At 65.6% G+C, this 22,805-nt stretch carries 19 protein-coding genes; 8 read left to right on the top strand and 11 right to left on the bottom strand.

Annotated elements, in window-relative coordinates; translation table 11 throughout:
- The gene (locus tag DC363_RS07505) at positions 1-543 is read right to left on the bottom strand and encodes a hypothetical protein (protein ID WP_108640513.1); all 543 of its coding nucleotides are present in this window, start codon (positions 541-543) and stop codon (positions 1-3) included.
- A gap of 95 nt (positions 544-638) precedes the next feature.
- Between DC363_RS07505 and DC363_RS07500 the strand changes: the two genes are divergently transcribed.
- Both DC363_RS07500 and DC363_RS07495 read left to right on the top strand, forming a co-directional pair.
- The gene (locus DC363_RS07500; protein WP_108640512.1) at positions 639-1,667 is read left to right on the top strand and encodes a hypothetical protein; all 1,029 of its coding nucleotides are present in this window, start codon (positions 639-641) and stop codon (positions 1,665-1,667) included.
- 500 nt (positions 1,668-2,167) lie between these two features.
- Complete coding sequence (locus DC363_RS07495) at positions 2,168-3,460, top strand: O-acetylhomoserine aminocarboxypropyltransferase/cysteine synthase family protein (protein ID WP_108640511.1); 1,293 nt, start codon at positions 2,168-2,170, stop codon at positions 3,458-3,460.
- A 51-nt stretch (positions 3,461-3,511) separates the two neighbouring features.
- Here the strand turns inward: DC363_RS07495 and DC363_RS07490 are convergent, their stop codons facing one another.
- Positions 3,512-4,249 (bottom strand): SIMPL domain-containing protein, encoded by a 738-nt coding sequence (locus DC363_RS07490; RefSeq protein ID WP_108640510.1) that lies wholly within the window; start codon positions 4,247-4,249, stop codon positions 3,512-3,514.
- A gap of 172 nt (positions 4,250-4,421) precedes the next feature.
- On the opposite strand from DC363_RS07490, the gene DC363_RS07485 reads away from it, so the two are divergent.
- On the top strand, positions 4,422-7,820 hold the full coding sequence (locus tag DC363_RS07485; protein WP_196778391.1) for a hypothetical protein: 3,399 nt from the start codon (positions 4,422-4,424) through the stop codon (positions 7,818-7,820).
- Between the two features lie 37 nt (positions 7,821-7,857).
- On the top strand, positions 7,858-9,750 hold the full coding sequence (locus tag DC363_RS07480; protein WP_108640656.1) for a monovalent cation:proton antiporter-2 (CPA2) family protein: 1,893 nt from the start codon (positions 7,858-7,860) through the stop codon (positions 9,748-9,750).
- A gap of 5 nt (positions 9,751-9,755) precedes the next feature.
- On the opposite strand, the gene cobT is transcribed toward DC363_RS07480, so the two are convergent.
- Positions 9,756-10,766, bottom strand: coding sequence for a nicotinate-nucleotide--dimethylbenzimidazole phosphoribosyltransferase (gene cobT / locus DC363_RS07475; RefSeq protein WP_108640509.1), 1,011 nt, complete (start codon positions 10,764-10,766; stop codon positions 9,756-9,758).
- 73 nt (positions 10,767-10,839) lie between these two features.
- Between cobT and DC363_RS07470 the strand changes: the two genes are divergently transcribed.
- The gene (locus DC363_RS07470) at positions 10,840-11,610 is read left to right on the top strand and encodes an adenosylcobinamide-GDP ribazoletransferase (protein WP_108640508.1); all 771 of its coding nucleotides are present in this window, start codon (positions 10,840-10,842) and stop codon (positions 11,608-11,610) included.
- Positions 11,611-11,701: 91 nt separating this feature from the next.
- Here the strand turns inward: DC363_RS07470 and DC363_RS07465 are convergent, their stop codons facing one another.
- Complete coding sequence (locus tag DC363_RS07465) at positions 11,702-12,025, bottom strand: 2Fe-2S iron-sulfur cluster-binding protein (RefSeq protein WP_108640507.1); 324 nt, start codon at positions 12,023-12,025, stop codon at positions 11,702-11,704.
- 207 nt (positions 12,026-12,232) lie between these two features.
- Here DC363_RS07465 and DC363_RS07460 point away from each other — a divergent pair, with 207 nt between their 5' ends.
- Positions 12,233-12,787: a peptidoglycan-binding domain-containing protein gene (locus DC363_RS07460; protein WP_108640506.1), complete on the top strand. Its 555-nt coding sequence runs from the start codon at positions 12,233-12,235 to the stop codon at positions 12,785-12,787.
- A 76-nt stretch (positions 12,788-12,863) separates the two neighbouring features.
- Here DC363_RS07460 and DC363_RS07455 read toward each other — a convergent pair whose 3' ends face one another.
- The 6 genes from DC363_RS07455 to rpiA form a co-directional block, all read right to left on the bottom strand.
- Positions 12,864-14,267, bottom strand: a complete 1,404-nt coding sequence (locus tag DC363_RS07455) for a Do family serine endopeptidase (protein WP_108640655.1) — start codon at positions 14,265-14,267, stop codon at positions 12,864-12,866.
- 226 nt (positions 14,268-14,493) lie between these two features.
- On the bottom strand, positions 14,494-14,700 hold the full coding sequence (locus tag DC363_RS07450) for a DUF2065 family protein (RefSeq protein ID WP_108640654.1): 207 nt from the start codon (positions 14,698-14,700) through the stop codon (positions 14,494-14,496).
- A complete protein-coding gene (gene hflC, locus DC363_RS07445; RefSeq protein ID WP_108640505.1) occupies positions 14,700-15,599 on the bottom strand; it encodes a protease modulator HflC in 900 nt (299 codons plus the stop codon). Before hflC ends, DC363_RS07450 begins: the two co-directional genes overlap by 1 nt.
- Positions 15,599-16,852 (bottom strand): FtsH protease activity modulator HflK, encoded by a 1,254-nt coding sequence (gene hflK / locus DC363_RS07440; RefSeq protein ID WP_108640504.1) that lies wholly within the window; start codon positions 16,850-16,852, stop codon positions 15,599-15,601. Before hflK ends, hflC begins: the two co-directional genes overlap by 1 nt.
- A 104-nt stretch (positions 16,853-16,956) precedes the next feature.
- On the bottom strand, positions 16,957-18,426 hold the full coding sequence (locus DC363_RS07435; protein WP_108640503.1) for an FAD-dependent oxidoreductase: 1,470 nt from the start codon (positions 18,424-18,426) through the stop codon (positions 16,957-16,959).
- A gap of 145 nt (positions 18,427-18,571) precedes the next feature.
- On the bottom strand, positions 18,572-19,360 hold the full coding sequence (rpiA, locus tag DC363_RS07430) for a ribose-5-phosphate isomerase RpiA (protein ID WP_108640502.1): 789 nt from the start codon (positions 19,358-19,360) through the stop codon (positions 18,572-18,574).
- Between the two features lie 192 nt (positions 19,361-19,552).
- On the opposite strand from rpiA, the gene DC363_RS07425 reads away from it, so the two are divergent.
- Positions 19,553-20,926, top strand: coding sequence for an L-serine ammonia-lyase (locus DC363_RS07425; RefSeq protein WP_108640501.1), 1,374 nt, complete (start codon positions 19,553-19,555; stop codon positions 20,924-20,926).
- A gap of 233 nt (positions 20,927-21,159) precedes the next feature.
- Entirely contained in the window at positions 21,160-22,077 is a 918-nt protein-coding gene (locus DC363_RS07420) for a DMT family transporter (RefSeq protein WP_241962955.1), read from the top strand.
- Here the strand turns inward: DC363_RS07420 and DC363_RS07415 are convergent.
- Complete coding sequence (locus tag DC363_RS07415) at positions 22,010-22,642, bottom strand: thiamine diphosphokinase (protein WP_108640500.1); 633 nt, start codon at positions 22,640-22,642, stop codon at positions 22,010-22,012. The two genes, DC363_RS07420 and DC363_RS07415, sit on opposite strands and share 68 nt — an antisense overlap.
- Positions 22,643-22,805 lie beyond the last annotated feature (163 nt).

The raw sequence follows: 22,805 nt of genomic DNA, 5'->3' as shown, positions 1-22,805 counted from the left end.
TTAGGGAATGCGAACCTCATCCCGGGTGAACTCGGCCGCATCGGTGGTGCCGTCGTCATAGACGATCTCGACGCTCACGCTGTCGATCGATTGCAGCGGAAAGGCCACGTAAGGCAGAAAATTCTCGACGTCGATCATCGCATTGGGCTGGGCGTGGTCGGTGTTGCAGGGCTCCATCGCCATGACCTCTTCAGCGGGCGCGCCGTTGATCCCGTAGCGGATGTCCCAAAGGCCGCAGCGCCACGCCATCAGATGGGTAAAATACAAAAGGTCCTGCCCCTCGTATTCGCGCACGCCAATCCAGTTGCCCTTGGTCATGTCCAGAATGGGCCGCACTTCGGTCGCCGTGGTGAACTTGCCGGTGGGGTCTTGCGGCTCGGGCGTGCGGCTGGCGTCGAGGTGATCGCCCGACCCTTCGGCCAGCGATGGCTCGGCGGCCTCCGGGCCCGGCCCCCCGGTATCCGCGGTGACACCCTCCGGCGCGGCAGGCGGCGCAATCCCCAACGCCAGCCCGATGAAAAGCGGTAGAACAAGATCAAGCATTGAAATATCCTTCTTGAAATATAGCGCCCCGCTGCCCTTCCCTCGGGCGCGGATGCGCCGCTATAGTGCAGGCAACAGGCAATCAGGCAAGCAAAATGGCTCAATCACCCTCCGCTCTGGCGCCCGGCGACACGGCCCCCCGCGCGTCCGACTTCGATATCGTCGCGGTCGGACAGGCGGGGCGGTTGCAGTTCGAATGCCTGCTGCTGGCGGCCTCTTTGCGGGCGAAATCGCCGGGGTTTGCCGGCACGCTCTATATTGCCGAACCGCAACCCGGCCCGCTCTGGGACAAGGACCCGACCATGCGGGGCGACATCAAGGGCGCGCTTGATGATCTGGGGGCGCAGATCCTGCCGTTCGACAACACAGCCTTCGGGCAAAGCTACCCCCATGGCAACAAGATTGAAGCGCTCTGCGCGATGCCCGAAGGGCGCAACTTCCTCTTTCTGGACAGTGATACGCTCATCCTAGGCGAGCTGGGCGGCCTGTCGACCGACTTCACCCGTCCCGCGGCCTCCATGCGGCGCACGGGCACCTGGCCCGAGGAGGAGCTTTACTGGCCGGGCTACTCCGCCATCTGGAAGGCGCTTTACGACCGCTACGGGCTGGACTTCGACAGCAGTCTGGACCTCGCCCAACCCGATGAATACTGGGAACGCTACCTTTATTTTAACGCAGGCTGGGTAACGGGGCATGACGCGCCGGCGTTCGGGGCCCGCTGGCGGGACTGGGCGCGCGACATCCGCGACAACACCCCCGAAGAACTGGTGCTGCAATCCCTCGATCCCTGGCTCGATCAGGTGAGTCTGCCGCTGGTGATCCACAGCTTCGGCGGCGGCCGCCCGGGGCCGGAGCTTGACGGGCTCGATGGCGATCTGACCTGTCACTACCGCCTTCTGCCCTTGCTCTACGCGCGCGAGGATGCCGCGGTCGTTCAGGTGCTGGAAGAGGTCACCGGCCCGAACCGGATCAAGAAATGGCTCAAGCAATATGACCCCTTCAAACGGATGATCTATCAGGGCCGCGGCCAGAAGGTGCGCGCGCTGTTTGATCAGTCCGATCTGCCACCGCGGGAACAGCAAATCCGCAACCGGATCAAGAAACACGGCTTCTGGATGCGCTAGTTCGCAAAATGTGACGATCGGCGCCTGCGGCAAGCAGGTAACCCGACGTGCCGAACGGCAAAGTGCCGCGCCGTCGAGGGGGCTGTCCGCCCCCGCCCTTCGGGCCCCCCGAGGATATTTGTGAAACAAAGATGAGGGCGGTTAAAATCCGGCGCCGATCAATGGCCAGCACCGGATCTGACAAACACAAGAGTTTATCTTCGCTTACGGCCATCGACGTCCCCGCCTGTACCGCGCCCCGAGCCTGCCACCGAAGGGTTAACGAAACCTTACCCATCTTTGCTTTGCAAATATCCCCGCCGGAGGCGCAGGTCGGCCGCACGCGATCCCGCCTGCGGCTTTGCGAGGGGCGGGAAACCTTGCTGCATTCGTGCTGCCCGTCGGGACGCATGTTCGCACCGGTCCCCCGGAGGAACAATATTGGACTTCGTTCGTCGCTTGCATTGAGGTCCCGCGGCATAGCCCTTAGACCTAGCGTCGAAACATTGCTGGAGACTTCCATGACCGACACCCCTTCCCTTGGCTTCGACACCCTGCAGATCCACGCCGGTGCACAGCCCGACCCGGCCACCGGCGCGCGCAATACGCCTATCTATCAGTCCACGGCCTATGTGTTCCGCGATGCCGATCACGCGGCGGCGCTGTTCAACCTGCAAGAGGTCGGTTTCATCTACTCGCGCCTGACGAACCCCACGGTCGCGGTGCTGCAGGAACGCATTGCCACGCTCGAAGGCGGCGTCGGCGGGGTGTGCTGCGCGTCCGGGCACGCGGCGCAGATCATGGCGCTGTTTCCGCTGATGCAGCCGGGCATGAATGTCGTCGTCTCCACCCGTCTTTACGGCGGCAGCGTGACGCAGTTCAGCCAGACCATCAAACGTTTCGGATGGGAAGCGAAGTTCGTCGACATGGACGACACCGACGCCGTGCGCGCCGCGATCGACGACAACACCCGCGCCATCTTCGGGGAGGCCATCGCCAACCCCGGCGGCTATATCATGGACGTGCGCGCCATCGCGGATATCGCGGATGAGACTGGCGTTCCGCTGATCATCGACAACACCACCGCCACGCCCTATCTGTGCCGCCCCATCGAGCACGGCGCCACGCTGGTGGTACATTCCACAACGAAATACCTGACCGGGAACGGGTCGGTCATGGGCGGCTGCGTTGTCGATTCCGGCAAGTTCGACTGGACCGCTTCGGACAAGTTCCCGTCGCTCAGCCAGCCCGAGCCCGCCTATCACGGCACCGTCTTCGCCGAGACCTTCGGCCCCATGGCCTTCACCTTCCACGGCATCGCCATCGGTCTGCGCGACCTCGGCATGACGATGAACCCGCAAGCCGCGCACTACACATTGATGGGGATCGAGACCCTGTCGCTGCGCATGGAGCGTCACGTCGAGAACGCCACGAAGGTCGCCAAATGGCTCGAGGCGGACGACCGTGTGGACTATGTCACCTATGCGGGACTTGAATCCTCGCCCTATTTCGAGCGGGTCAAGACGGTTTGCCCTCGTGGCGCGTCGGCCCTGTTCACCTTCGCGGTGAAAGGCGGCTACGACGCCTGCGTCAAGCTTGTCGACAGCCTTGAGATTTTCAGCCACGTGGCCAACCTTGGCGACACGCGGTCGCTGATCATCCATTCGGCCTCGACCACCCACCGGCAATTGACGCCGGAGCAGCAAGAGGCGGCGGGTGCCGGGCCGAACGTCGTCCGGGTGTCCATCGGGCTTGAGAATGTGGAAGACCTGATCGCCGATCTGGATCAGGCGTTGAGCAAGGCAACAGCCTGATCCCAGACCCAAAGCGAAAGAAAAGGGCCCCTCGTGGGGCCCTTTTTTGCGTCAGTCCTCGTCGTCATCCGCATCGATCGCGAAAACCATGTTGACGGAGGCAGACACGTCGATCTGCCCCGGCGCGGTCGGCACGTCGTGTTGCGGCGCGGAATTGGCCATTTCCAGCATGACCGGTTCGGCGCGCATGGGCCGGTAGTTGCCGCCGCCCATTTCCGACAAAGAGACCAGCCCGTCCAGCGACACCCCGGCCGCATCGGCGTAAAGCTCCGCGCGGCGCCGGGCATCGGCCGCCGCAAGGCGGCGCGCCTCATCGGTGGCTTCGTCCGGGTCCTGCAGGCCGAAAGTCACTCCGTTCAGACGGTTCGCCCCTTCTCCGACCGACGCTGCCAGCAGGCCGCCCAGACGGTCGAGGGACATCACCTCGACCATGATCGAATTGACCGCCTGATAGCCGGTGATTTCAGTCCCGCTGCTCAGCGCGCTTGATGAATAGCGTGGCTGCAGGCGGATGGTGCTGCTGCGGATCTGCTCCGGGGGGATGCCCTCGGCCTCTAGCAAGGACAGAAGGGACGAAGTCGCGACACTCGCCGCATCCAGCGCCTCGGCTGCATGCTCCGACTCGGTCTGCACGCCGATCATCACCGTGGCCATGTCCGGATCGACGCTGACCTCTGCGGTGCCGGTGACGGTGATCGTGCGGGCGGGGGCTTCGGCAGCCAGCGGGGTGGCCAGCGTTGCGCTTAACAAAGTGGCGGCAAGGGCGCCGATGGCAAGGGTGGATCGCATGGGGAAACCTCCGGGGTATGATGGATATAGTGGTGTGACGCATTCCATAGGAGCGCGCCCGGGGGAACATGGCAAGAATCTTCGCCTTGGCGTGGGCGGAACCTTGCTATAGCCTTGATCGGCAACAGGATGGGGTGTTTCCAGCCCATGCGCAGGATGCTAAGTCACGCCGATGAAACCCAATTTTGCCTTGTCCCTTTCCTTCGACGGCCTGCGCCTGATGCACCGTGTCGCCGATGGCTGGCACCTTGTCGGTCAGGTGGCGCTGGACGATCCCGACGTCAACGGCGCGCTGGAACGCCTGCGGGCGGACGCGCTGACGCTGACCTCTGACCCGATCGCGACCAAGCTACTGATTCCAAACGATCAAATCCGCTATATCGCCATCGATGGCACCCGCGCGGAAGAGGCTGACGTGCGCGCCGCACTGGACGGCACGACGCCCTATGCGCTGGACGAGTTGGCCTATGACTACGCCAAGGGGGGTGGCCGCACCTATGTCGCCGCCGTCGCGCGTGAGACTTTGGCCGAAGCCGAAGCCTTCGCCCGTGAGCATGGCTTCAACCCCGTCAGTTTCGCCGCCGTGCCCGAACCCTTCACCTTCGTCGGTGAGGCGTTCTTCGGCTCAGTCGCCGGGGCCGAGGCGGAGCGTGATGCCGAGCCGGTAATCGTCACCGGCACCGTCGATTTGCCGCCCGAGGGGGGGACACCTCCGTCGCCGCCTGCCGATATGGATGAAGCTCCAACGGATCCCGTGGCGCAGGTGAGCACCGAGGACGAGTCAGACGCATTGCCGGCCGTGGCAGCACAGGCCGCACCTGTTGTGGCGACACCGGACGTCCCCGATGAAGAGCGCGCCGCACCTCCCGTGCCGCCGATCACGCCGTCGGGCGAGATCGCTGACCCCGCGTTCGAACCCGCCCCCGACGCCCTGCCCGATCCGGTGAATGCCGCCGAGCCGGCCGCCGAACCCGATCCGGAGCCGGTGGAGATGCCGCAGGCGGGGCGGACGGACGACACGCCGGAGGACGCGATCATCACACCGCCGCCCCCAGACGTGCCGGCCATCCCAACGGCAAGCCCGGCCGAGGACGCATCGGACCACACTCCGGAGGCACCCGCAGCCGTCGCCGAAGCCGCGCCCGTGTTCGCGTCACGGCTGCGCGCGGATCGCAACGAGGGTCGGGGCGCGTCAGGCTCGGCTCCGGCGCCCGCTGTGCCTGCCAAAGCGTCCGGCTCGCCCGAGGCTGCAAGCTTCTCGTCGCGCCGGGCCGAACCCAGCGTCAGCCGCCCCACCCCGCCGCCACTCGCGGTGCCCACGGGCAAGGGCACCGACGCCATGCCCCCGGTCGCCGCCCCCGACAGCGTGCCCGCATCGGACGCGGCCCCCGCCCCTTCGGTGGACGAGGCTGGCCCGACCGACGCGGCCCCGGCGATTACCGGCACCCCGGCTGCGGTGGACCCGGTCGATGCGGCCCGCGTTGCCGCAACCCTCTCGGCCGAAACACCGGCGCAGGTGGCGCCGAACTCACCCCCGACTGAAACTACCACAGTTGGCGGTGCGGTGGGCGGCATGTTCGCCAGCCGCCGCATGGCCCGGTCCAAAGCCGCCGCGCCAGACGCCGAGAAAGCCACCTCTGACAAGACATCGCGCCTGACGGTCTTCGGCGCCCGCAAGGTCGCCAAACCCAAGGCGCGGGTGGGTGGAAAGCCCCGGTTCCTCGGGTTGATCCTGACGGCGGTGTTGCTGGTGCTGCTCTTCGCCATCGCCGCCTTCGCCGCCCTCTCGGACGAGGGGTTGGCCCGCTGGTTCGGCGGCGGCGCGCCCGAAACGCAGGTGGCAGACGCGCCGGAAGACCAGCCCGAAGCCGAGGTCGACGCGCCTATGGCCGAAGCGGTCGATGTCGCCGCCACCGCGCCCGAGGCGACCGCGCCCGTGGCGGCCGTGCCAACCGCGAGCGATACGCTGGCGACCCCCACTGCGCCTGCGGGGGGGCATGTTCTCTCACCCGAGGAAGCCACGCGCATCTATGCGGCCACCGGCGTCTGGCAGCGGGCGCCGCGCATCCCGCTGACCCCGCGCACCACCAGCCTGTCGGGGTTGCAACTGGGTGACGGTTGGCAGGCCGCACCCCGCAGTGAGGTGACGCGCCTTGCGGATGCGGGCAGCGTTGCCGGGGATGCGCTGATCGCCACGCCGATTGATCCTCCGGCCCCCGACGCCACATTCAACTTCGGTGCCGACGGGCGCGTCATCGCCACGCCCGAGGGCAGTGCCACACCCGACGGTATTCTTGTTATCGCCGGCACGCCGCCGCTGAACCCGCCCACCCGTCCGGGCACCGTCGCCCCCGAGATCACACCGCAGGACCAGATCGCCGAGGTCGTGCCCGAGGACGCAGAGCCGGTCGAGAACGCCCCCGAAGGCGTGGTCGTGCTTAATGGGCGCCCTCGGATCGCGCCGCCCGTGCGCCCGGGCACCACCGCGCCCACGCCCGCGCCGCAGGCCGCGCTGATCGCCGAGGCGGATGCGCCCCTTGTAGAAAGCGACGACTTGCTGGTTCTGGCCGGATCACCTCCGGTCCTGCCGCCCGTGCGTCCCGGCACGACAGCCCCCGTGGCGGAGCCCGAAGCGCCCGTCGCTGACACCGAAAGCACCTCCGACCTATCGGCCGAGGAAGCCCGCGCCACCCCGCAACCGCCACCACCGGAGGACGCCGAACCAACCGATGTGACAGGCGAAGACGTGATCGTCGTCACCGGCACCCCATCGGTCCTGCCTCCGGCCCGCCCCGGAACGGTCGCCCCACAGGTTGAGGCGGCCGTTGATGTCTCTGACGCCGACAATGTCGAGGCAACCGCGCAAGCGCCCGACGCGGACACACTGCGCCCGCGTCCGCGGTCCGCGCAGATCGTGCAGGCCGCCGCCGCCCGCGCCAATGCGCCGGTTCTGGGCGAGTTGACGCGCGCGCAAGCGGAAGCCTTCCGCCCCCGCACGCGCCCCGCAGCCCTCGCCCCCGCGCAAGAGCCTGAAGAGGCCGAACCGGAAACCGAACCCACGCCCGAGCCACAGGTCGCAGCGGCGGCCCCGGCACAGGCAAGCGGCCTGCAACTCACGCCCGAGATCGCTGCCGCGGTGCAGGCCGCGGCCAACCGCCCCGACCCTTTCGTGAACCCGACGCGGCTTGCGGTGACACAAAGCGGCCGGCCGGACACCCGGCCCCGCAACATGGCCCGCATCGTCGCGCGGGCGGCTGCGGCCCAGCAACAGGCGGCTGCGCAAGCCGCAGCGGTGCCGCGTACGGCCAGCGTCGCCCCCAGCGCTCCGACGGCAAGCTCGGTGGCCCAGGCCGCGACCCTGCAGAATGAGATTAACCTGCGCGACATCAACTTGATCGGCATCTACGGCGGCTCTTCCGACCGCCGGGCGCTGGTGCGTCTGGGCAACGGGCGTTATCTGCGGGTGACCGTGGGCGACCGGCTGGACGGCGGACGCGTCACCGGGATCAGCGCCAACGCCCTGAGTTACAACAAACGTGGCCGCACGGTGACGCTTCAGGTGGGCGGCTGACGCTCCACCTCTCCCCTTTCTCTGCGGACCCTGAATGATGCAAAATGCCCTCCTCCTCGCCACGATCCTTCTGGGCGCGGCCGTTATCGCCGTTCCGCTGGCCGCACGGCTGGGGCTGGGGTCGGTGCTGGGCTATCTGCTTGCCGGGATCGCCATCGGTCCGATCATCGGCAGCGAAGCCGAGGGCCTGCAACACATCGCCGAGCTTGGCGTCGTGATGATGCTGTTCCTGATCGGGCTCGAACTCGAACCGCGTGCGCTTTGGGGGATGCGACACCGGCTCATCGGGCTCGGGGGGCTGCAGATCTTCCTGACCACCGGGCTGCTGATGGGGGCCTTTGCGCTGTTCGGCTATCCGTGGCAGACCGCGCTGGCGATTGGCCTCATCTTCTCGCTGTCGTCGACAGCAATCGTGCTGCAGACGCTGGACGAAAAGGGTCTGATGCAGACCACCGGAGGCCGCAGCACCTTCTCGGTGCTGCTCACCCAAGACATCGCGGTGATCCCCATGCTGGCGCTTCTGCCGCTTCTGAGCATCCGCGGCGCGCCCCGGGGCGAGACCAGCGGCGCCGGCGGAATAGCAGGCGAGGAACCCGCCATCAGCTTGGTCGAGGGCCTGCCCGCCTGGGGAGTGACGCTGGTCACCATCGGAGCGGTCGCCGCCGTCATCCTTGTGGGCGTCTATCTGACCCGCCCGGTGTTCCGCTACATCCATCAGGCAAGGCTGCGCGAGATGTACACCGCGCTGGCCCTGTTGATCGTGGTGTCTATCGCGACGCTTATGGGCATGGTGGGCCTGTCCGCCGCCCTCGGCACCTTTCTGGCCGGGGTGGTTCTGGCGAACTCGGAATTCCGGCATGAGCTAGAAAGCGACCTTGCGCCGTTCAAGGGGCTGCTGCTGGGTCTGTTCTTCATCACCGTCGGCGCGGGGATCAACTTCTCCACGTTGATGGACAACCCTTTGTGGATCCTCTCGGTCACCGGCGCGGTCATCCTGACCAAGGGCCTTGTGCTCTATGGACTGGCGCTTCTGTTCTCCTTGCGTGGCCGGGCGCGGTGGCTGTTCACCTTGGGGTTGGCGCAGGCGGGCGAGTTCGGCTTCGTGCTGATCTCGTTTTCGCGGCAACAGAACGTGCTGGGGGGCGATCTGAGCGATGAGCTCTTGCTGATCGTCGCCCTTTCCATGTTGGTCACGCCACTGCTGTTCATCGTCTATGACTACCTCGCACGGGGGATGCAGCGCGACGACAGCGACCCGGCGCACGATACCATCGACAAGTCGGGCAGCGTCGTGATCGCGGGCCTTGGCCGGTTCGGTCAGGTGGTGAACCGCTTCATCCGGTCCAGCGGTTTCGACACCGTCGTGCTCGACAACAACATCAAGGCCATCGAAAACGTCCGCACCTTCGGGTTCGAAGGCTATTTCGGCGATCCGACCCGCCCCGACGTGCTAAAGGCGGCCGGTCTGGGCAAGGCGCGGGTGCTGGTGGTCGGCGTCGACGACAAGGATGCGGCGGTGCGACTGGTGAAATATGCCCGCAGCACCTATCCGGATCTGCACATCGTGGCCCGCGCCCATGACCGGGTGCATGTTTACCGGCTTTACGCAGCCGGGGCCAACGACATCGTGCGCGAGATGTTCGACAGCTCGCTACGGGCGGGCCGCTACGTTCTGGAGAACCTCGGCCTGTCGGATTACGAGGCCGCGGAAGCGCAGCGGGCCTATTACCGGCATGACCGGCAATCCCTGCGCGATCTGGCCGAGGTCTGGGACCCGGACCTGTCACTGACCGAGAACAAGGAATACATCCGCCGGGCCCGCGCCTCGAACCGTGAGCTCGAGACCCAACTGCAGCAAACCATCGAGGAAGCAGAGAGCGAAGCGGGCGACGCAGGCGACGCGATGCCAGCCCCCCCAGACCGCGCCTGAGGAGCCTAGGAGTCCGTCACGCCCGCTTCGGCAAAGGTCGCCATGCCCGAGTGACAGGCCACCGCGCCTTTCAGCACACCCAACGCCAACGCCGCGCCCGACCCTTCGCCCAGCCGCAGGCGCAATGCCAACAAGGGCTCCAGCTCCAAAGCGTCAAGCAGACGTTTATGCGCGAGCTCATCGGACAGGTGTCCGGCCACCGTGTGGTCCAGCGCGCCTTCGGCGGTTTTCTCAAGCACCGCCGCAGCCGCAGTGCAGATGAACCCGTCCAAAATCGCCGGAATCCGGTGATGGCGTGCGGCGGCGATGGCTCCGGCCATGGCCGCCAGCTCGCGCCCGCCCAGACAGCGCAGAGCGTCCAGCGGGTCGGATGTGTCATGCAGCGCCAGCCCCCGCGCCACGACGTCCGTCTTGCGCGCAAGGCCTTCGTCGTCGACACCGGTGCCCCGGCCAACCCAATCCTCGGCCGCGCCCCCGAACAGGGCCGCCGCTATTGCCGCCGCCGACGTGGTATTGCCGATGCCCATCTCCCCCGCGACCAGCACGTCGGATGCGGGGTCCACCGCGTTCCAACCGGTCGCCAGCGCCAGAACGACCTCGGCATCGCTCATGGCGGGGGCCTTGGTGAAATCCTGTGTCGGCAGGTCAAGGTCCAGCGTGTGCACATCCATCCGCGCGCCGAAGGTATTGGCCAATTGGTTGACCGCCGCCCCCCCGTGCTGGAAATTCTCAACCATCTGCGCCGTCACCTCGGGCGGGAAGGCCGATACGCCTTGTGCGCAGACCCCGTGGTTCGCCGCAAAGACGATCACTTGCGGGTTGGCGATCTCGGGCCGGTCGGTGCCACGCCATCCGGCATACCAGATCGCCAGCTCCTCCAGCCGTCCCAATGCGGCGGGCGGTTTGGTCAACTGCGCGTTGCGGTCGCGGGCGCCGGCGATGGCGCCCATGTCTGGCCCGTCTGCCTGCGACAGGACGTGGCGAAATTCTTCAAGCGTGGCGAAAGGTGCGGTCATGGTCTGGGCCTCATTGCAACAGGGGTGCGCAATCTCTACCCCATAGGGCAGGAATGACCAGACAGGAAAAACCGTGACAGACACCGCCGCCCCCACGCCCCGGCTTCGCGATATTCCCGCAGCCCTGGGTCTGCTCAGCCGCCTGCCGATCCCGATCGATCCCGCCCGTGCGACGGCGCGCGGCGCGCAGGCGGTCTGGGCCTATCCGGTGGCGGGGCTCGTGCTTGGCGGCCTTGCGGCAGCGGTCACGCAGAGTGCGCTCTGGCTGGGGATCCCGGCCATGCTGGCAGCCGCGCTGGCACTGATCAGCCTCGTTATCCTGACAGGCGCAATGCACGAAGACGGGCTGGCGGACACCGCCGACGGGCTTTGGGGCGGATGGGACGCGCCCCGCAGGCTGGAGATCATGAAAGACAGCCGCATCGGCGTCTACGGCGTCATGGCGCTGGTCGGCAGCTTCGCGCTGCGTTGGCACGCGCTTGGGCTGTTGATTGTCGCGGGGGCAACATGGCCTGCGATGCTCCTCACCGCCAGCCTAAGCCGTGCGGCGATGCTGCCGGTCATGACCCGCCTGCCCCATGCCCGCGCCACGGGGCTGAGCCGTTCCGTAGGCAGCCCTGACAACATACCGACCCTGATCGGGTTGGCCATTGCGCTCGCGGCGACTTTGATCCTCTGGCCCGCAGCCGCTCTGCCCCTGCTGGTGGTCGGCACACTCGTCACGTTCGCCGTGATCGCCATCGCCCGCGCCAAGATCGGCGGCCAGACCGGTGACATCCTCGGCGCGACACAGAACCTTACAGAAACCGCGCTGCTGATCACCCTCACCACGCTGGTGACCTGACGCGTGGCCCCCCTTCTCTGGTTCTCAAATACCTAAAGCCGGACGTCTATCCCAGATACCACGGCCTCGGACGCAGACCCGGCCCGAGCCGCTAGATCTGCTTCTCGGGCATCCGCACGACCAGACCGTCCAGCGCATCCGTCACTTTCAATTGGCACGTCAGGCGCGATTGCTCGGGGTCGGGCTCATAGGCGAAATCGAGCATATCCTCTTCCATGGCGTCCTTCTCGGGCAGCTTTTCCACCCATGCGGGATCGACATAGACGTGACAGGTGGAACAGGCGCAGGCGCCGCCGCAATCGGCTTCGATCCCCGGCACGCCATTGTCCCGCGCGCCTTCCATCACAGTCAGCCCGGTGGGCACATCGACGACATGCTCCTGACCGTTGTGCTCGATATAGGTGATTTTCGCCATGTCCCGGCCCTTCCTCAATCCTGTGTTCCCGGCATAGATAGGCGCAGCGCGCGCCGCCTTCCAGTGCATTCTGTGCCTGTGAGGTCACGCGAGTTGCGCGATCTTTGCCGACCGGCCCCGCCCGGACATGCCGCGCCTTTGAGCGGGGGATGTTCTGCGTTATCACCGCAACACACCTGCGGGGCTGCCCCGCCAAAGGCGGAGCCTATGACAGTGACCCCCGCGACCATTCTACAACTGGCCCGATGGTGGCATCCGTGGCGGATGGCGGCGCCCCTGACCTTGCTCGTGGCTTGCGCCCCGCCGCAGAACGGTGACCCGGCCATCGGCCCATTGGCGCAACCGCCGGTCGTCGATGCCCGTCTTGGCACCTGTTTTGCCCGCGACACCACGCCCGCGGTGATCGAGACCGTGACCGAGCAGGTGATGGTGCAGCCCGCCTTGGTGCGCAGTGACGGCACCGTCGAACAGCCAGCGGCCTTTCGCACCGTCTCGCGCCAGCGCATCCTGCGCGAGCGGCGGGAGGTGGAGTTCGAAACCCCCTGCCGCGGCGTGATGACGCCGGAGTTTATCGCCTCGGTGCAGCGGGCCCTGCTCGCGCGCGGGTATTACCGGGGCGCAATCAACGGTGAAATCGACGCGCGCACGAGCGATGCTATCAAACGCTTCCAGACCGATCAGGATGACGTTCCCACTGGGGTTCTGACCCTGCGCAGCGCCCGGACACTCGGGTTGATCGCCCTGCCCCGCGACGCGCTTTAGACCTTTTCAAGGTCCAGACGCAAAACGCCCCGCCTGAGGTCAGACGGGGCGTTTCGTTAACTCATCGTATTCGAGGTTATTCGAGGCTGAGCGCCACGAACCGTGGCGCGCCACCGCGACGGACCAGAAGCAGCACCGACTTGCGCCCCGCTTCCTGCGCCTCTTCCACGCGGGTCTCGAAGTCCGAGATGTTGGTGATCTTCTGCTGGCCGGCTTCGGTGATCACATCACCAGCGCGCAGACCTTTGCCCTCGGCGTCCGAGCCGATCTCGACCTCGACCACCACAAGACCGGCGTTCGCGTTCACGCCGAGTTCTTCGGCAATATCCGGGGTGATCTCGGACAGAGTCAGGCCCAGCATGTTGGTCGTCTCGGGCTGGCCGGGGGCCGGAACGTCACCGGGAAACGCCGAGGCTTCCGAGGTTTCACGCCGTCCAAGCGTCACGGTCACATTGATTACGTCGCCGTTGCGCAGGATCTCGACGGGCACGGCCTTGCCCACGGGGCTGTTGCCCACAATCTGAACCAGTTCGCGCGTGTCGGCGACTTCAACTCCGTCGAAGGTCAGGATGACGTCACCCGCTTCAACGCCCGCTTCTTCGGCGGGGCCGGTGGGCACATCGGTGACCATGGCCCCACGGGCGGCGCTCAGCCCGTCGATGGCCTCAACCATGTCTGGTGTGACGTCCTGAATGCGCACACCAAGCCAGCCGCGCCGGGTCTCGCCGAATTCCTTGAGTTGGTCGACGACGTTCGTCACCACCGCCGAGGACATCGCAAAGCCGATCCCGATGGAGCCCCCGTTAGGCGACAGGATCGCGGTGTTCACGCCGATCACCTCACCGTCCATGTTGAACAGCGGCCCCCCCGAGTTACCGCGGTTGATGGCGGCGTCGGTCTGGATGTAGTCGTCATAGGTCCCCTGCAAGGAGCGGTTGCGCGCCGAGACGATCCCGGCGGAGACCGAGAAGCCCTGCCCCAGCGGGTTGCCCATGGCCAGAACCCAGTCGCCCACACGCGCGCCATCGGCATCGCTGTCGCCGAAGCTCACGAACTTCAAGGGCGCGTCGTAATCGACCTTGAGAACGGCAATATCGGTGTTGGGATCGGTGCCCACCAGTTCGGCCGGCAACAGGTCTGCCGGCTGCCCGGCACCGGGGAAGAATTCGATCTCGATCTCGTCCGCGCCCTCGATGACGTGGTTGTTGGTGACGATATAGCCGTCCGCCGAAATCACGAAACCGGAGCCCAGCGCCGAGGAACGGCGCGGTTGCCCGTTGTTGAAATCGTTGAAAAAGTCCTCGAACGGAGAGCCTTCGGGCACGATGCCCCGCGGGCCGGTGCGATTGGCGACCACGGTGCTGGTGGTGATGTTGACCACCGCCGGGCTGACCTGTTCGGCCAAGTCGGCGAACGTGTCGGGCCGGTTCTGCGCGGCGGCCGGCAGAATGCTGACCAGCGCCAGAAACGCGCCGAGCATCAACGCGGCGAGCCAGTAAAGCCCGCTGTCCGTGCGGACCTGAGCCGCGGCCTGCGCGGGGCCTGTGGCGGGCGGGGACTTGGTGGAACTGTGCACAATACGTCTCCTTCGTCGTGTGTCAGATAGAATAGGGCGAAGTTGCCGATTGGGGCAAATGTAGGTCACGTCAGGATGAGCGCAACGGGCATTTCAAACCCGTCAAGGAGCTGTGAACGCCGCGTGGGCGTTACAACCCGTCCAAAGCGCCCAGAACCGAGGCCAGCCACAGAAAGAACACGCCGCCGGTGAGCACCGCAAACCCGAGCAGACGCCGTGCCTCACGCGGGATCTGGCGCAGCGCCTCAAGCAGATCCTCGATAAGCGAAGGGGCCAGTGCGTACACCAGCCCCTCGACAATCATGACAAGCCCGAGGGCAAGGAGCGCAAGCCCGATCACTGCGACGCCCGGCGGGGCGCATCACCGGTGGGCGAGCGCAGGTAGTTGAAGAACTCCTCCGGCGGCGCGATGACCATGCGGGCGTTCCCCGTGGCCAACCCTTCGCGGTAGGCTTCAAGCGAACGGTAGAATTCGAAGAACTCTACGTCCTGCCCGTAGGCTTCGGCAAAGACCGCGTTGCGGCGGGCGTCGGCTTCGCCTTCCACGATGCGGGCTTCCCGCTCGGCTTCCGAGACAAGCTCAACCACCGTGCGGTCCGCCTGCGCGGTGATCCGCAAGGCCGCTTCACGGCCGCGGGCGCGTTCGTCCTCGGCCTCACGCTGGCGCTCGGACACCATCCGCAGGAAGGTCCGCTCAAGGTTCTGGCTGGGCAGGTCGGTGCGCTTCAGTCGCACGTCGATCACCGTCAGACCCAGACCCGAGGCCTGCGCGATGGCCCCGTTGCGGATCCGCAGCATCAGGGCATCCCGGTCCGTGGACAGGATATCGCCCGAGGACACCGACCCGAGCACCGCGCGGGTTTCCGCGTTCAGGATCCGCTCAAGCCGGTTGTCGGCAATCGCGATGGCCTGATCCCCGCCGGCCCCCGTCGCCTGCCGGAACCGTTCCACATCGGAAATGCGGTAGCGGGCGAAGGCGTCGACGATCAGGCGGCGGTCATCGTTGGGAATCACTTCCTGCGCCGCCATATCGATAGAGATGATCCGGTCATCATAGCGCACGACCTGATCGATGATCGGCACACGGACGCCCAGACCGGGCTCTTCCTTGACCTGCACGACGCGGCCGAACCGCAGCACAAGTGCCTTTTCGCGTTCATCCACGATGAAAAGCGAAGAGATAGCCACGATCAGCAGAACGACGATCAGCGGCACGATAAGCAAGGCCTTGTTCATCAGTTCGACCCTCCGGTGTTAGAGTTGCGCAGCTGGTCGAGCGGCAGATAGGGCACCACGCCGGAGCCTCCGCCCTCGGACGTCGCCTCATCCAGCAGGATGATATTGGCCGAGTTCATCACGTCCTCGATCATTTCGAGATAGAGCCGTTCGCGGGTCACCTCGGGGGCCTTCTGGTATTCTTCCAGAACGCTCAGGAAGCGCGCGGCCTCACCTTCGGCCTCGTTGACCACGCGGGCGCGGTAGCCTTCGGCATTCTCGAGCACCTGCGCCGCGTTCCCGCGTGCGCCGGCTGTCACACGATTGGCATAGGCGTCAGCCTGGTTTTGCAGCTGGATGCGTTCCTGTTCGGCATCCTGCACGTCACGGTAAGCGGCCAGTGGCGATGTTGGGTTCACCTCACCGTCGATGTTGGTCGCTGCGACGCGGGTGGCCGGTGGATCGGCAGCCCCGAGATTGATCCGGACGATGTTCACCCCGGAATCGTAGCTGTCGAGCGTTGCCTGCGTCAGCTCTTGCATGCGCTGTTCGATGTTGTCGCGATCCTGGTTCAGGTTGGCGAGGCGCGATTGCGCGATGATCTCACGCATGACCGATTCCGCCACCGCGGCGATGGTTTCTTCGGGTTCGGCCAGATTGAACAGGAAGCGGTCGGGCTGGGTGATGTTCCAGACCACCTGAAAATCAATGTCGACGATATTCTCGTCTCCGGTCAGCATCAGGCCAGTGTCGCCTTCCAGCATCCGCATGACGCTGGGGCTTTCCGACAGCTCTTGCGGGACCGGATCCTCACCGATTTCGATGACCTGTTCGCGGGTGACCTGCACGACCTCATAGGTCACGAAGGGCCAGGGCGCGAAGTTCAAACCGCTCTCGCCGATGCAGGGCTCCATACATTTGCCCAAGAACAGCTCGACCGACTTCTCCTCGGGCCGGACGGTATAGACGCTGGACATGGTCCAGAGCGCCACAGCGGCCAGCACGCCAAGGATCACCATGCCGCGGCTGACCACGGGCCCGCCGCCGCCCCCGGCGCCACCGCCGGTGCGACCTGCGCCATTGCCACCGCCCATCAGGACGCGCAACTGGTCCTTGGTCTTGTTCACGATTTCATCGAACTCGGGGATCTGCGGCTCCCCCGGACGGCGCCCGCCCGGACGTCCGTCGCCCCCGTTCGGGCCCCCGTTCGGCGGACGACGACCTTCGTCATCACTGCCTCCGCCCCCCCAGGGGCCACCATTGTTTCCAGCCATCAAGCCTGCTTTCCTAGTTGAGGCGCCCGACCCCCGGGCACGGTCTTCGTCTGCTTATACGCGATTGCAACCACCGGTATAAGTGCGTCTTTCCGGTGCAATGTTCAAGAACTCCTGATCGGGTCGCGCATTGTGACCAGCTCTTCCGAGATGGTCGGGTGCACGGCGCAGGTCTGGTCGAACTGCTCTTTCGTGGCGCCCATCTTTACGGCGATCCCGGCCATCTGGATCATTTCACCGGCGTTGGGGCTGACGATATGGCAGCCCAGCACCACGCGGGTGCGTTTGGAGACGATCAGCTTCATCATCACCCGGTCGGGCCGGTCGGCAAAGGCGGTCTGCATGGGCCGGAACGAAGTGCTGTACACCTCGATCTCTTCCTGCTCGCGGGCGTCTTCCTCGGTCATGCCGATGGTGCCCATCTCGGGCTGGGTGAAGATGGCCGAGGGGATCAGCTCGTGATCGACCGGGGTCGGGTTGCCCTTGAACACGGTTTCCACGAAGGCCATGCCCTCGCGGATGGCCACCGGCGTCAGTTCGACGCGCTTGGTGACGTCGCCGATGGCATAGATGCTGGGCACGTTCGTCTGGCTGTATTCGTCCACAACGATCTCGCCCCGGCGGCCGAGCTTCACGCCGACCTCTTCCAGCCCCATGTCGTGGCTGCTGGGGTCGCGGCCGGTGGCGAACATGACGTGATCGAAGACCTGCTCATGCCCGTTGGTGGACTTGACCCAGACCGGGCCGCGTGCGGCGGGGTCCGTCTCGCTCTTGGGGTTGCTGGCGATGCCCTTGCCGTGTTCCGAAGGCGCACCCATGGCGGCGTCGCTGCCTGCGGGCCCCGCTTCGGGCCGGTCGGAGTCGGGCGCCATCTCAACGATGTTGGTGCCCACGTGAATGTCGATCCCCTTCTCGCGCATCATGTCCGCGATCAGGCCGCGCGCTTCGTCATCGAAGCCGCGCAGGATCTGGGCGCCGCGATAATAGAGCGTCACATCGACGCCCAAGCCATTGAGGATACAGGCAAACTCACAAGCGATATAGCCACCGCCGACGATCAGGATCGACTTGGGCAGCTCCTCCATCAGGAAAATGTCGTTCGACACGATGCCCAGATGCGCGTTTTCCATATCGGGGCGGTTCGGATGCCCGCCCGTGGCCACCAGAATATGCTTGGCGGATTTGGTCACCCCGTTGGCAAACTGCACCGTGTGGGGGTCCTTCAGGGTCACGCGGCTGTCGAAAATCTCGACCCCGGATTTGTCGAGCAGGCTGCGATAGACGCTTTCGAGACGGTCCAGCTCTTTATGCAGGTGGCTGCGGAACGACGGCCAGTCGAAGGTGCATTCGTCCACATCCCAGCCATAGGTGCGGGCGTCGGCGAACACCTCTTTATACTCGGAGGCGAACACCATCAGCTTCTTGGGCACACAGCCGCGGATCACGCAGGTGCCGCCCATGCGATACTCTTCGGCGAGCGCCACGCGCGCCCCCGTGGCGGCCGCGACCCGCGCCGCGCGCACCCCGCCTGAGCCGCCACCAATTACAAACAGATCATAGTCAAACTCGGCCATCGTGCTCGGCGCCCTCTCGTCAGAAAAATTCGCCGCAAGATAAACCACAAGCCCGCCCCGATGACCAGTCACGGCGCCGTGGGGCTTAGTGGGGGGCCGGTGCGGGGCCGCGGATGGCGGCGGGCCCTTTGGGCGGCTGCGCGGTCTAGTCCGACAAGTCGGCGAAAAGGTTGTCCTTCTCGATGATGTCGAAGCGGCTTTCCTCGACGGTGCCTTCGTTGATGTCGCGCACTTCAACCCGCCCGTCACCGTGGCCGATCACCACCACATCGCAGATGTCGATGAACAGGCCGTTCTCGACCACGCCGGGGATCTGGTTGATCACCAACGACAATTGCCGCGCGTGGCCGATCCGGTTGAGGTGCAGGTCAAGGATGTGGTTGCCCTCATCGGTGTAGTATGGCGCATCGCCGTTCATCCGCAGCGACACCGTGCGGCCCAGCACATCCATTCCGATCAAGGTCTCCTCAACCAGCATCTTGGTGGTCTGCCAGCCGAAGGGAATCACTTCAATCGGAAGCGGAAAGGCGCCCAGCGTTTCCACGGATTTCGCCGCATCGGCGATCACCACCATCTGGTCGCTGGCGGTGGCGACGATCTTTTCCTGCAGCAAGGCACCCCCGCCGCCCTTGATCAGGTTGAGATTGCCGTCGAATTCGTCCGCTCCGTCGATCGTCAGGTCGAGCCACTTGGCTTCATCCAGCGAAATCACCTCAATCCCCACATCCCGCGCGAGCTCGGCCGTGCGCGAGGACGTGGGCACGCCGCGGATCTTCAGGCCGTCGTTTTCGACCATCTCGCCCAGACATTTCACCAGCCACGCGGCGGTCGAGCCGGTGCCCAGCCCCACCTTCATCCCGTCCTCGACATATTGCGTCGCCTGTTTTGCCGCGACGAATTTCGCTTTGTCGATGGGGGAAAGTTCGGATGACATGCGGGGCCTCCTGCAGGGGTGGTTTCGCGTCCTTATACGCACAGGCACGCCCGCGCGCTACGGTGCAAGTCGTGCAAATTTGCCCCATCGGGCGGCAAGTCCCCGCAAACACGCCGAAACCTGTCGCTTGAGGTCGTGTTTCCCGCGCCCGCCCCCTATATGCGTCCAAAGGGACCCAAAGGGAGTGCAGCTATGTTCTTATCGGTTTTCGACATGTTCAAGGTGGGCATCGGCCCGTCATCGTCACACACCATCGGCCCGATGGTGGCGGCCTCCCGATTTCTGGATCACCTGCGCGCGCAGCCGTTCAAGGTGAGCGGTCTGCGGGCGACGTTGCACGGCTCGCTCGCCTTCACGGGGGTGGGCCACGCCACCGACCGCGCCACGATCCTCGGGCTGGCCGGATTTCGCGCCGATGACTACGACCGCGAGAAGGCCGATGCGGAGATGGAGCGGATCAAGGCTGAGGGCACCGTCCATCCCGAAGGCTTGGGCGCGCTGACCTTCCGCCCCAAGGAGCATCTGGAATTCGACTACGGGCCGAACCTGCCCGGCCATGCCAACGGCATGATCCTCAAGGGCACGGACGCGCAGGGCGATGTGGTCACGCAGGTGACTTATTACTCCATCGGCGGGGGCTTCGTGCTCACCGAAGAGGAACTCGCCTCTGGCGCCGACAAGGATGACGGCGCGCCGGTCCCCTTCCCGTTCAAGAGTGCGGCAGAAATGCTTGATATGGCCTCGGAATCCGGCCTCAGCATCGCGGCCATGAAGCGCCATAACGAGTTGACCCGCCGCTCGGCCGACGACCTTGACCGGGGCATCGACCGGCTTTGGCGGGTGATGAACGATTGCATCGACCGGGGCCTGACGAGCGAGGGCATCCTGCCCGGTGGCCTGTCGGTCAAACGCCGCGCCAAGGGCATTCACGACGCGCTTCAGGCCGAGAAAGGCGTCAACCAGTCCGCCCCGCATACGATCAACGACTGGATGTCGACCTATGCCATGGCCGTGAACGAAGAGAACGCCGCCGGCGGGCAGGTCGTCACCGCCCCCACCAACGGCGCGGCGGGTGTCGTGCCCGCGACGCTGCGCTATTACATGGACCATGTGCCGAACGCCTCCGCCTCGAAGATCCCGGATTTCCTGCTCACCGCTGCGGCCATCGGCGGGCTGGTCAAGTTCAATGCCTCGATCTCGGGGGCGGAAGCAGGCTGTCAGGCGGAGGTGGGCAGCGCCTCGGCCATGGCGGCGGCGGGCCTGTGCGCGGTCATGGGCGGCACGCCCGAGCAGATCGAGAACGCCGCAGAAATCGCGCTGGAACACCACCTTGGCATGACCTGCGACCCCGTGCGCGGGCTGGTGCAGGTCCCCTGCATCGAGCGCAACGGCTTGGGCGCGATCAAGGCAGTCTCGGCCGCGTCGCTGGCGCTGCGGGGGGACGGCTCGCACCTTGTTCCGCTGGATTCCGCGATCGAGACCATGCGCCAGACCGGTGAGGATATGTCCGAGAAATACAAAGAGACGGCTCTTGGCGGATTGGCGGTGAACGTCCCCAATTGCTAGGCTTGGACGATGCCCCACCCCTGCCTGCCACGGTTGGGGCACGATATCGCGCAGCGCGAGGCGGGCGTTTGATCTGCTGGCACCCTAACAGAGCGCCGCGCCTGCCTTTTGCTATGCAACTCCGTCGCCGGGATAAGCCGTTCGTCAACACCGACGACCACGCGCCCGATACCCGTGGTCCGTAACACCCGTGGCCACTGGACCCCGCCCCCGCGCGGACCTAGCCTGCGTCCATGATCGACCGCCCGTTTCTTGGCATCATCCTGATGCTTGGTTTTTGCATGCTGGCGCCCCTTGGGGACGCCATGGCGAAGCTGTTGGGCGATGAGCTGTCCGTAGGCTTTCTGGTCTTTGTGCGCTTTGCCGCCCAAGTCATCTTGCTGATGCCGCTGGTCTGGCTGGCGGGCTATCCCCTTCCCCGTGGCGCCTGGCTGATCCGGATGACCGCCCTGCGCACGGTGCTCCACATCGCCGGAATCGGTCTGATGTTCACCTCGCTGCAATACCTCCCGCTGGCGGATGCCATCGCCATCGCCTTTGTCATGCCGTTCATCATGCTGCTTCTGGGCAAGGTGTTCCTGCATGAAGAGGTGGGCCCCCACCGTCTTGCCGCCTGCGCCGTTGGGTTCGCAGGCACGTTGCTGGTCGTGCAGCCGAACTTCGTCGATGTCGGCGCGCCGGCCTTGCTGCCCATGGGGGTTGCGGTGGTGTTTTCGCTTTTCATGCTGGTGACCCGCGCCATCGCAAAAGAGGTGGACCCCATCGGCATGCAGGCCCTGTCCGGCATCATGGCGGTGCCGGTTCTGGGCGCCGCGCTGCTGCTGTTTCCCGAAACGGACCGGCTGACGCTTTCGGAGATGGACGAAGGCACGTGGTGGCTCCTCATCGCTCTGGGCGCGCTGGGCACATTCGCGCATCTGCTGATGACCTGGAGCCTGCGGTTCGCGCCGTCGGCCACGCTGGCACCCATGCAATATCTGGAAATCCCCATCGGGACCGTGATCGGCTATCTGGTGTTCCGCGACCTGCCCAACGGTCTGGCCGCCCTTGGCATCTGCATCACTATCGCAGCAGGTCTTTACATCATCCTGCGGGAACGGCGGCTTGCACGGCTCGCACCGCCGCACCCAATGCCGCCCGTGGAAGGATAAGCGCCAGCCCGCCGTCGCTGCGCACCTCGACCTGCGGGCCGGTGGCCTCGTTGGATGAGCCGATGAAAGCCGCCATCGACATCTCGGCCCCCGCCACGTCCCACCGTAGGCCTCGGGTGCTGACACGTCCCGGCATCAGCGGCAACAGCGACACCCGCTGCCCCGTGTCCGTGTCGAGCACCAGCACCGGCGGCGGCACGAAGACGACATCATCCTCACCCAGAAGAATCACGGGCCGGTGGCGATACTTCAACAGCACGTGCAGCGCGGCGAGCGAGTGGTCGAACCGCCGCCCCAGAAACCCCACCCCGATCACCAGCGGCGCGGCCACATGGCGCAAAGCCTTGTCGAAATCGGTGCTGTCCTGCTCGGCCACCGGGTGCAGCACCGCGTCAAATGCCGCCCGCGCATCGCCCGAGATCGAATCCAGATCGCCGATCACCGCCGCAGGCCGCAGCCCCGCACGCAGCGCAACATCGGCCCCGCCATCGGCGCAAACCACCGTTTCGCCCCATTTTAACGCCTCTGAAAGGGTATCTGGCGAAACATCCCCTCCGCCGATCATGGTGATTGGACACGCACTTGCAACAATCGGCTGGATCACGTCTGATTACCCCTGTCTTTGGAAACCTGCCCCAAAACCGCCACGAAATAATACCCAATATAACGCGGTTCTGTTCCGGTTTGCGAACCAATTGATGGTAAACAGACGGTCACTGGATGGGAAG

This window comes from Thalassorhabdomicrobium marinisediminis (genome assembly GCF_003072065.1).
GTDB classification, from domain to species: domain Bacteria; phylum Pseudomonadota; class Alphaproteobacteria; order Rhodobacterales; family Rhodobacteraceae; genus Octadecabacter; species Octadecabacter marinisediminis.
The sequence above is the reverse complement of the archived record's forward strand: the minus strand, read 5'-3'. Positions and strand labels throughout refer to the sequence as shown.